Raw genomic sequence first — 8,883 nt, 5'->3', positions numbered from 1 at the left:
TCATGCGGATGAAGCGGCGCATGCGCAGTTCGTCATCGACGATGAGGATGAGTTGCGGGGCAGTCGGCTCCAGGTTGTCGGGGACTTGTTCGACCATAGTGGTTTGTTTTTGGTAGGGCGGGTTTGAAACCCGCCCCTACTCGCGGACGAAACCGATGACCTTTTCCATGTCAAGTTGCGGCAGCAGTTGGATGTGACTGATGCGGTGCCAGGCCAGGAGAACGGTATCGACGTTGGAATCGAGAAAGGGCACGGTGCGGCCGTCGCGCCGGCGCGGGTTATAGACGGTGACGAACTGCGCCGCCGGGTCAATCGGGCCGTCCAGTTCGCCGATGATGGGGTCTTCTTCCAGCACGTGTATGATGGCCTTCAATCGCTTGTTGTTCATGCCGCCTCGCTGCCTACCAGATGCCCCAGATTACCCAGCTTTTGCCATTCGGACAAACACATATACGTAGACCTGACAGGCGGCGGCCACAAGTCTCGTTCCCACAAAGGTCGCTTGCGCTGCCCACCTGTCAGGTCTTAATAATCCCAACCACCGCGACGCGATGCCAGGCGTTGTTCATGTACCCCTTGAAGTTCCACGTCTCGGCCAGGCCGGCCGGCTGGCCGTGGCCGGCGGCGTCGGCGGCGCGCGCCACGAGCGTCTGAAGACCGGGTCGCAGCTCGACCTCCGCCTCCCACAGCCGCCAGCCCCACGGCTCCGCCTCGCCGAGCAGCGTCGCCTCCGTCCACGTCCGGCCGTCATCGGCCGACACCTCCACCCGATCCACCGCCGCGCCGCCCTGGCCGACGGCGTAGCCGCGCACGACGGTCGGGCCGGCCGGCCGCGTCTCACCGGTCAGCGGGGCGCAGATGGCGGCGCTGGTGAACAATTCGCCCAGCATGCGGCCGTCCTCGTCGCGGGCGGTGGCCGCGTCGGCCTCCGGCGGGAAAAGACGGTAGGCCACCGACTGGAAGTAGTTGTCGGAGGGCGCGTCCTGGATAACGATCTCGCCCAGCCACTTGACGCTGCGCGCGCCTATGTAGCCGGGGACGACCAGCCGCAGCGGCGCGCCGTGGATGGCCGGCAGGGGCGCGCCGTTCATCTCATAGGCCAATAGCGCCTCCGGCCCCAACGCCTTGTCGAGGGGGATGGACGCGCCGAAGCCAAAGCGCCGGCCGCGTCGCTCGACCTCGTCCAGGCCGGTGAAGGCCACGTGGGCCGCGCCGGCGGCGATCCCGGCCCGCGCCAGCACGTCGCTTAGCCGGACGCCCGTCCAGACGCCGTGACTGATGGCCTCCAGGTCCCAGGGGACTTCGCCGGGAATCTCGCGAACGCTCAGCAACTCCATACGCCGGTTGCCGGCGCACTGGAGGGTGGCGGCGACGGTGTGTTCGGCGAAGTCGCGGCGCAGGTCCTCGAGCGACAATTCAAGCGGCCGCGCGACCAGGCCGCCGACGCGCAGGCGGTAGACGGCGGGATCGAGGGCCGGCACGTTGCCGTGGTTGCGGACGAAGAAGAGGTCGGCCGGCGTGATCTCGTCGCGGCTGAGTAAGTCGGGGGGCGGGCCAGCGTTGAAGGGGTCGGCTTGGCGGATGATGAGGGAAGGGTGTTTGCTAAAGGGCAAGGTGTGTGATGCAGCTAAAGCAGTAGACATAACGGTATGTACCTAATGGGGCGTGTTGCCAAACTGCAAGCGAATCGCCGCCTCGGCCAACTGTTCAGGCGTCGAGTCAACCTCGCGCCCGCCGTTTGAGCAGGCGGTAAGTTTCCGGGGGAATGTGCATGGTTGCAGTCATAGCTGACTCCAGACTCAATAGGAATTAGGCCCGTCGTCCACTTCCAGTTCGCTTGGCCCGGCTGCTCTTCCCCCGATAACTCGGCACCTCCAGCATGAAGAACGTGCAGCGCGTCGGGTCCAGCATGCGCGTCGCCAGGCGCGGGTCGAGTTGCTCGATGGGCGTGGCCGTGGTGATGACGGTGGGCAACTGAGCGTTGTAGCGGTAGTTGAAGAGCTGGTACAGCTTCTCGCGCGCCCACGGCGTCGCGCTCTCCGTGCCCAGATCGTCGAGTACCAGCAACGGCGCGTTCTTGGCCTCGTTGAACCGCCGGTCGAGCCGGGCATTGCTGTTGGGGTTGTAGGACGCTCGCAGGTAGTCCAGCAGGTCGGGCACCACGACGAACAAGGCCGGGTCGCCGTTCTGGGTGACGTAGTTGGCGATGGCCGCGGCCAGGTGGGTCTTGCCGCAGCCGTAGGCCACGCTGTTGAACACCAGCCAGCCCTTCGGCTCCTCGGCAAAGGCGACCGCCTCTTGCAGAGCGCGCTGTAGATTGTCTGCCTGTTGGCGCGGCAACTCTCGCTCCCGCAGGTCGAAGCTCTGGAACGTCTTGTCGCCGTGGAGATTCAGCGAGGACAACTCCGACTGATCCGAGCCGATGCGGAAGTCGCGCGAGTTGATCGACACCTGACGCACGACGCCGTTCTCGCCGACGTGGCCCAGGCGCGAGCGCAGGCGTGGCTCGAACTCGTCCTCGTCCAGATTGGTGGTGATGACCGTCGGCAGTCGCGCGGCGTAGCGATAGTTGATGATCTGGAATAGCTTCTCCTGCGCCCACTCGGTGTTGCTCTGCGCGCCCAGGTCATCGAGGATGAGCAGCGGCGTCGTCCGCACCTGGTCGAAGCGCTCGTCGTAGGGGGTGTCCGCGTTGGGGCTGAAGGCGGCGCGCAGATGGTCGAGCAGATCGGGCGTGTTCAGGAACAGCACCGGTTGGCCGCGCCCCAGCCGGTAATTGGCGATGGCCGCGGCCAGGTGGGTCTTGCCGCAGCCATAGCCGCCCCGCAGCAGCAGCCAGCCGGAAGGGGCCTCGGCATAGGCATGAGCCTCCTTCTTGGCGAATTGCAGGCTGCGCTTCTCGTTTGGCGTCAGCCCGTGACCCTCGATGATGAAGCTGTCGAAGGTCAGGCCGTCCAGCGCCGCGGCCTGGTTGGCGTTGGCGATACGGTTGAGGCGGCCCTGCTCGCGTTCGGCCGTCCAGCAGCTACAGGGCACAGCCCGGCCGAAGCCCGGCTTGTCCGGCGCGACGGCGGGGATGTAGAACCCCGAGCCTCGGCAAATCGGACAGTCGGGTTTGCCCAGACCGGGAATCGGGAGGTCGTCGTCTGGGTTTTCGGGCTGCTCCGGTTGCGGTTCAGCGCTTGATGACATCCTGGTATTCAGGGGGAATCTGTTGGCGAATGTCCCGTTGCGAATCTCGGTTACCGATCGCATCTGCTCTCCCTTCCGTGCTCCACCGCTCCAGAATCTTCTGGATGTAGCGCCAGCGGCGGACGTTGTTGGTGACGGCCAACTTGATGGCGTCTTCGATCCAGTGCGGCGGATAGGTGCGCTCCGCCTCGCGCAGTTCGTCGGCGATCATGGGCGTCAGCGCGCCGATGTTCTGCTCATAGAGGACGAAGATGTTCGGCCGCTCGATCAACAGGGTGATGGGCTGCTCATCGTCGGGCGTGGGCCGCCACTCGCCGCGGGTGATGCCCTCGACGGCGGCGCGTCCCTTCTCCGTGTTCAGAAAGTACAGTTCCATCTGACCGTCGGCGCCCTCAATGTTGACGTGCAGGAACGTGCCGCGGGCCACGGCCCGCTCGACGCCGTCCAGCAGCGCGTCCACCGAGGCCTGGATGTTCGGCCCGCCCATCGCCTTCAGGAGGATGGGGTCGTTCATGAAGTCGGTCAGGCGCAGGTAGCGCACCGCGCCCTCCCGCTGCCCCAGCGCCCAGACGGCGTAGAGCGTCACTTTCAGTTCGGCGATGTTGTCGATGATGGGCAGCAGGTCGCTGAAAAACAGGTTGGGCATGGGCGTCGTGCGCTGCTTCCCATCGGGGAAGCCGGCGAAGCCCTGCATCTTTGCTCCCGGCATCATGGCAGTTTGTCCTCTTATGGTAGCGCGGGTTGGCAACCCGCCTTACAACGCGCTAGGCGGGTTGCCAGCCTGCCCTACAAATCGAGAGGCGGGTTGGCAACCCGCGTTACAATTCGATTTCCTGGCGATGGAGGTTGCGGAAGGTAGCCAGTTTGCCATGCCAGAACAGGTCAATCGACCCGGTCGGCCCGTTGCGGTGCTTGGCGACGCTGATCTCAGCGATATTCGGCCGCTCGGAACCCTCCGGATTATAGTAGTCGTCGCGGTAAATGAACATGACGACGTCCGCATCCTGCTCGATGCTACCAGAGTCGCGCAAATCCGACAGTTGCGGTTTCTTGTTCTGCCGCTGTTCCACGGCGCGGCTGAGCTGGGCGGCGGCGACGACAGGTATGTCCAGCTCGCGGGCCAGCCCTTTCAACTCGCGCGAGATCTCACTGACTTCCTGCACGCGGTTGTTCGACGGGTGTTCGGCCTGCATCAACTGGAGGTAGTCGATCATGACCAGGTCCAGGCCATGCTCGGCGTAGAGCCGGCGGCACTTCGTCCGCAGCTGCATGGGCGAGATGGACGGCGTGTCGTCGATGAAGATGCGCGTTTCCGACAGGCGACCGAGCGCCTCCAGGAAGATGCCCCACTCGTGGTCGGCCAGATCGCCGCGCCGCAGCCGCTGCGAGTCGATGCGCGTCTCGGCGGCGATCATGCGCTGCAACAACTGCTCGCCCGACATCTCCAGGTTGAACAGGGCCACCCGCTTGTCATAGCGCCGGGCGGCGTTCAGGGCAATGGAGTTTTGCAGCGCCGTCTTGCCCATGCCGGGCCGGGCGGCGATGATGATCAAGTCTGACTTGTTCAGCCCGCTCAGCATCCGGTCGAGGTCGGTGAAGCCAGTGGGGATGCCGATGAACTCGTCGCCGCGCTCGCGCAACAACTCCATGCGCTCCAGGTAAGCGCTGGCGATGTCGCGCACCGGCTGCAAGTCGCGCGTCGTGCGCTGCTCGCTGATGCTGAACAGGGTGTGCTCCGAGCGGTCGAGCACGACGTTGATGTCTTCGGCCTCGTTATAGGCCAGCTTGGCGATGGAGCCGGCGGCCAGGATCAGTTTGCGGCGGATGGCGGCGGCCTCGACCATGCGGCCGTAGGCCTCGACGTTGATCGAGGTCGGCACGGCGTTGAGCAGGTTGATGACGGTGGACTCGCCGCCGATCTCGTCCAGGTGTTCCTGGCGGCGCAACTCCTCGATCAGCGTCACCACGTCCACCGGCGTGCGTTGGTCGCTGAGGGCCAGAATGGCTTCGTAGATCCAGCGGTTCTGCGCCCGATAGAAGGCGTCGGCCTTCAGGAAGTTGGAGACCTCGAAGATGGCGTCGGGGTCGATCAGGAGCGAGCCAAGGACAGCTTCTTCGGCCTCGATGCTGTGTGGTGGTAGGCGTTCCTCGATCGCGTCCATGGCTCCAAATGAAAACGTGAAACGACCGACGTTTCACGCTACAAAAAGCAAATTAGGAATGATGAATGATGAATTATGAAAGCGGCCAGGACCGCGGATACTTCTGATTCATAATTCTTAATTCCTAATTCCTAATTTTCTTACGTCCGGTCGTCCTCCGCGCCGAAGTCATCGAAATCAAGGGTGTCGAGGAAGTCGCTGAAGGCGTCGAGTTTGCCGACTTCGCCGCCCTCTTCGGCCGCGCCCTCCGCGGTCTGGGCTTCCTGCAAGTCCGGCTCCGGCTCCACGCCGGCGGCGTCCATCACCTCTTCGGCGACGAAGATGGGCGCCTTGGCCCGCACGGCCAGGGCAATGGCGTCGGACGGCCGGCAGTCGATCTCGCGCGCCTCGCGCTCGCCCTCGACGTTGATGAACAGCCGGGCGTGGAAGACGCTCTCGTTCAACTCCTTGATCAGGACGTGGGACACGACACCGCCCAGTTCCATGATGACGTTCTTGAGCAGGTCTTGGGTCATCGGCCGGGCCACTTTCACATCCTGCAACTCGGTCGTGATGGCGTCGGCCTCGCAGGGGCCAATCCAGATGGGGAGTTGGCGCTCGCTGTCCGTCTCGCGGAGGAGGACGATGCGGTGCTGGGAAACCAGGCTGATCCGGATGCTGTCAATCACAACTTCGATCATGTACGACCCCTCAAGTTGTTGTCGCCGGCTCCCGCCACGCGCGAGCGCCCAGCGTCTATTTCGCGCTGCTCATTGTAGCACAGTTTGGTGGGCGACCCAACAAGAAGTGGCGGGTGGCAAGTAGCAGGTGGCAATGAGGCAGGGGAGCAGGGGGGCGGGGGAGCAGAGTAGGGGGCACAGGATTCTTATTCTGTGGCCGAGCAGCGGGCAAGCGGGTGGCGCGGACGGGCCGCCAGGCGTCTCCCCTGCTCCCCCGCTCCCCTGCCCTCTAATGCGACAAAATGACCCAATCCTGCCCCCGCAACTCCATGACCAGGCTGGTCAGGCGGATGTTGGGGGCCTGGGTGGCGATGGCGCGGGCGCTGCTGCCCATCAGCTCGACCTTGTGCAGCTCGTAGTTGTATTCAGCCGCGGCGCGGACGACGCCGAGGTAGCCCGTCGCCATGGGGTCAATGATCAGACCGTTGTTGTCGAGGATGTTCTCCACGCTGTCGAGGATGACGTTGGCCCGGCTGTAGTCGGCAGCGCGCAGCGCTTCGTCAGCCGTGATGAGCATCAACTCCAACGTGATGTTGATCTCCTCTTCCGGGCGGCGGGTCAGGTCGGCCGGGTTGCCGAATTCGCGCACCTGCGTCGGATGGGGCAGCCAGGCGCTGAGGTAGTGGGCCGTGGGGTCATACACTTCTTGATAGCGCCGGGCGATGTTGTAGTAGCGGATGGTGGTGCGCAGATCGTCGGTGACGGCGGGGCCGGTGGCGGTGGCCTGAAGCTTGGCCAGCCACTCCTGCTCCATCTGGGCCAGCGTCACACCGTAGTAGCTTTGCAGGTTGGCGTCCACCGCGTCGGCCAGCGACGGGCCGTCGCTGGCGGCCACGTCGCTGTAGAAGTTCTTGAACGCGCCCCACCCGCCGCGGTCGATCAGGTAGGTGACGAAGCCGGCTGACTCCAGGTAGCCGATCTCGTGCTGCACCGGGTAGAAATCGTTGATCAATTGCGCCAGCGGCACGTACTGGCCCAATTCCAGCAGCGCCGCCGAGCGGCGGGTCAAGTCCTCGGCCTTGTAGTGGCCGCCGCTGCTCCACACGGCCAGCCCCTCGGCCAGGAAGGAGATGCGCTGCGGCGCGAACTGCTGGTCGAGGATGTGGGTCGCCTCGTGCACCAGCAGCTCGTAGAGGCCGCCGCCGACGTACTGGCGGTCGGCATAGGAGACGACCATGTCCGTGCCGGCAAAGCCGCCCTGACCGACGACGCGGTCGATGAAGTAGACGTGGAGCTTCTGGCTGGGCTGGACGGTCAGGCGGTTGGCGGCGTGTTGGACGGCCGCCTCCAGCGTCGCCAGCAGCGAGTTCAGGTCGCGCCACGCCGCCGTGTTGCTGACGACGTGGACGACGCAGCAGGCGGTCTCAGCCGTCTCCCAGGTGGCGGCGGCGTCGCGCGCCGCCTGGCCGGTGGGCACGTTGACCGTGGCCGTCAGGACAATCGTGTTGTTGGCGGCGTTCTCGTCGCCCGCCTGGAGCACGTCGTTGGGGTCGAGCGCGACCTCAATCTGGTAGTCGCCCGACAGGCCAGTCGTGTCCCAGGCCCACTCGTAGACCCCCTCGGCCTGGCCGTTCCAGTTGCGGCGGTCGAGCGGGCCGCCGGCTACCTGGACGCCGTTGACCAGAACGGTGGCGTTAATGTCGTAGACGTTGAGCGCCTCCGGCACGTGGGGCAACAGCTGGAAGGTGACCTTGTCGCCGGCATAGATGAGCGGGACGGGATGCAGCACCACGTCGGCCGCGTCGAGCGCCAGGTCGGTATCGGTCGTGTGCGCCGGGCCGTTGGTGGGCGAAGGTTGCGGCGGCGTGGTCGGCGAGCCGGTCGGTGAGCCGGTCGGCGCGACCGTGGGCGCGTCGGTAGCGGGGGCCAGCGTGTCGGTCGGGACGGGCGGCTGTGTGGCCGGGTCGGCAGGCGGGATGGTGTCAGTGGGCAGCGGTTGCGTGGCCGGGGGCGCGGGTGGCTCCGGCGCAACGGCGCTCGTCTGGCCGTTACAGCCGGCCAAACCAAAGGCTACGATGGCTAACAAGATCAGAGTGAGGCGCTGCATTGTTAGCAACTGTAGCAAACGAGTAACGGTACGACTGAACGCCACTTCTGTTCTTACCCTACCTTCACCATTCTATATGCCAACGGGAGCGCGCTCTTTGGCACAGGTAAGATGTTCACGGACTATTAAGCTGTGGTAATACGGTTCTTACGTCTGAACGATGTGCTGCCCTTACCCAAGCTGGCAAACGATCGTATAATCCCGATCCTTGCTATTTTAACACATCTTGTTGCGTTCTGAAAGACCTTCGTTTCGGGAGAAGGAATCCACAGATTTCACAGCTGACACAGATTTCAAGAAGCGTTCTTAATCTATGTCATCGGTGAAATCTGTGGATTGCTTCTTCACTAGAATCCCAAGTCAGGAGTTGAACCATGCCCTTCCAGAATATCCAAGTGCCCGCCGGCGATAAGATCACCTACACCGATGGCCGCTTGCAGGTTCCCGACAACCCGATCGTCGCCTTCATCGAGGGCGATGGCATCGGCGTCGACATCACGCCCGCTTCCATCATGGTATGGGACGCGGCTGTCGAGAAAGCTTACGGCGGGCGGCGAAAGATCGCCTGGATGGAGATCTATGCCGGCGAGAAGGCAGCCGAGAAGTACGACGGCAACTACATGCCCGAAGAGACGTTCGACGCCATGCGCGAGTACATCGTCGGCATCAAGGGGCCGCTGACCACGCCCATCGGCGGCGGCTTCCGCAGCCTGAACGTGACGCTGCGCCAGGTGCTCGACCTGTACGCCTGCGTGCGCCCCGT

The 8,883-nt window shown here is 64.4% G+C and carries 8 protein-coding genes; 1 reads left to right on the top strand and 7 read right to left on the bottom strand.

Annotation, left to right across the window (positions count from 1 at the left end; all coding sequences use genetic code 11):
• Window positions 1-136 precede the first annotated feature (136 nt).
• The 7 genes from ACE3UY_RS11300 to ACE3UY_RS11270 all read right to left on the bottom strand — a co-directional run bounded on the left by ACE3UY_RS11300 (window position 137) and on the right by ACE3UY_RS11270 (window position 8,120).
• Window positions 137-388 (bottom strand): hypothetical protein, encoded by a 252-nt coding sequence (locus tag ACE3UY_RS11300; protein WP_374687631.1) that lies wholly within the window; start codon window positions 386-388, stop codon window positions 137-139.
• Window positions 389-518: 130 nt separating this feature from the next.
• Window positions 519-1,613, bottom strand: a complete 1,095-nt coding sequence (locus tag ACE3UY_RS11295; protein WP_374687630.1) for a molybdopterin-dependent oxidoreductase — start codon at window positions 1,611-1,613, stop codon at window positions 519-521.
• Window positions 1,614-1,809: 196 nt separating this feature from the next.
• Window positions 1,810-3,192: an ATP-binding protein gene (locus ACE3UY_RS11290; protein ID WP_374687629.1), complete on the bottom strand. Its 1,383-nt coding sequence runs from the start codon at window positions 3,190-3,192 to the stop codon at window positions 1,810-1,812.
• On the bottom strand, window positions 3,176-3,904 hold the full coding sequence (locus ACE3UY_RS11285; RefSeq protein WP_374687628.1) for a DnaD domain-containing protein: 729 nt from the start codon (window positions 3,902-3,904) through the stop codon (window positions 3,176-3,178). The genes ACE3UY_RS11290 and ACE3UY_RS11285 overlap by 17 nt, the downstream gene beginning before the upstream one ends.
• Window positions 3,905-4,010: 106 nt before the next feature.
• Window positions 4,011-5,354, bottom strand: coding sequence for a replicative DNA helicase (dnaB, locus tag ACE3UY_RS11280; RefSeq protein WP_374687627.1), 1,344 nt, complete (start codon window positions 5,352-5,354; stop codon window positions 4,011-4,013).
• 140 nt (window positions 5,355-5,494) lie between these two features.
• Window positions 5,495-6,034 carry a bifunctional nuclease family protein gene (locus tag ACE3UY_RS11275; RefSeq protein WP_374687626.1) on the bottom strand — a complete coding sequence of 180 codons (540 nt, stop codon included), beginning with the start codon at window positions 6,032-6,034 and terminating at the stop codon, window positions 5,495-5,497.
• Between the two features lie 268 nt (window positions 6,035-6,302).
• Window positions 6,303-8,120, bottom strand: coding sequence for a hypothetical protein (locus tag ACE3UY_RS11270; protein ID WP_374687625.1), 1,818 nt, complete (start codon window positions 8,118-8,120; stop codon window positions 6,303-6,305).
• A gap of 374 nt (window positions 8,121-8,494) precedes the next feature.
• On the opposite strand from ACE3UY_RS11270, the gene ACE3UY_RS11265 reads away from it, so the two are divergent.
• On the top strand, window positions 8,495-8,883 hold a 389-nt coding region (locus tag ACE3UY_RS11265; protein WP_374687624.1), incomplete at its 3' end, for an isocitrate/isopropylmalate family dehydrogenase.

This window comes from Promineifilum sp. (SeqCode) (assembly GCF_041918635.1).
GTDB lineage: Bacteria > Chloroflexota > Anaerolineae > Promineifilales > Promineifilaceae > Promineifilum.
This window is presented reverse-complemented; position numbering and strand designations above follow the sequence as displayed.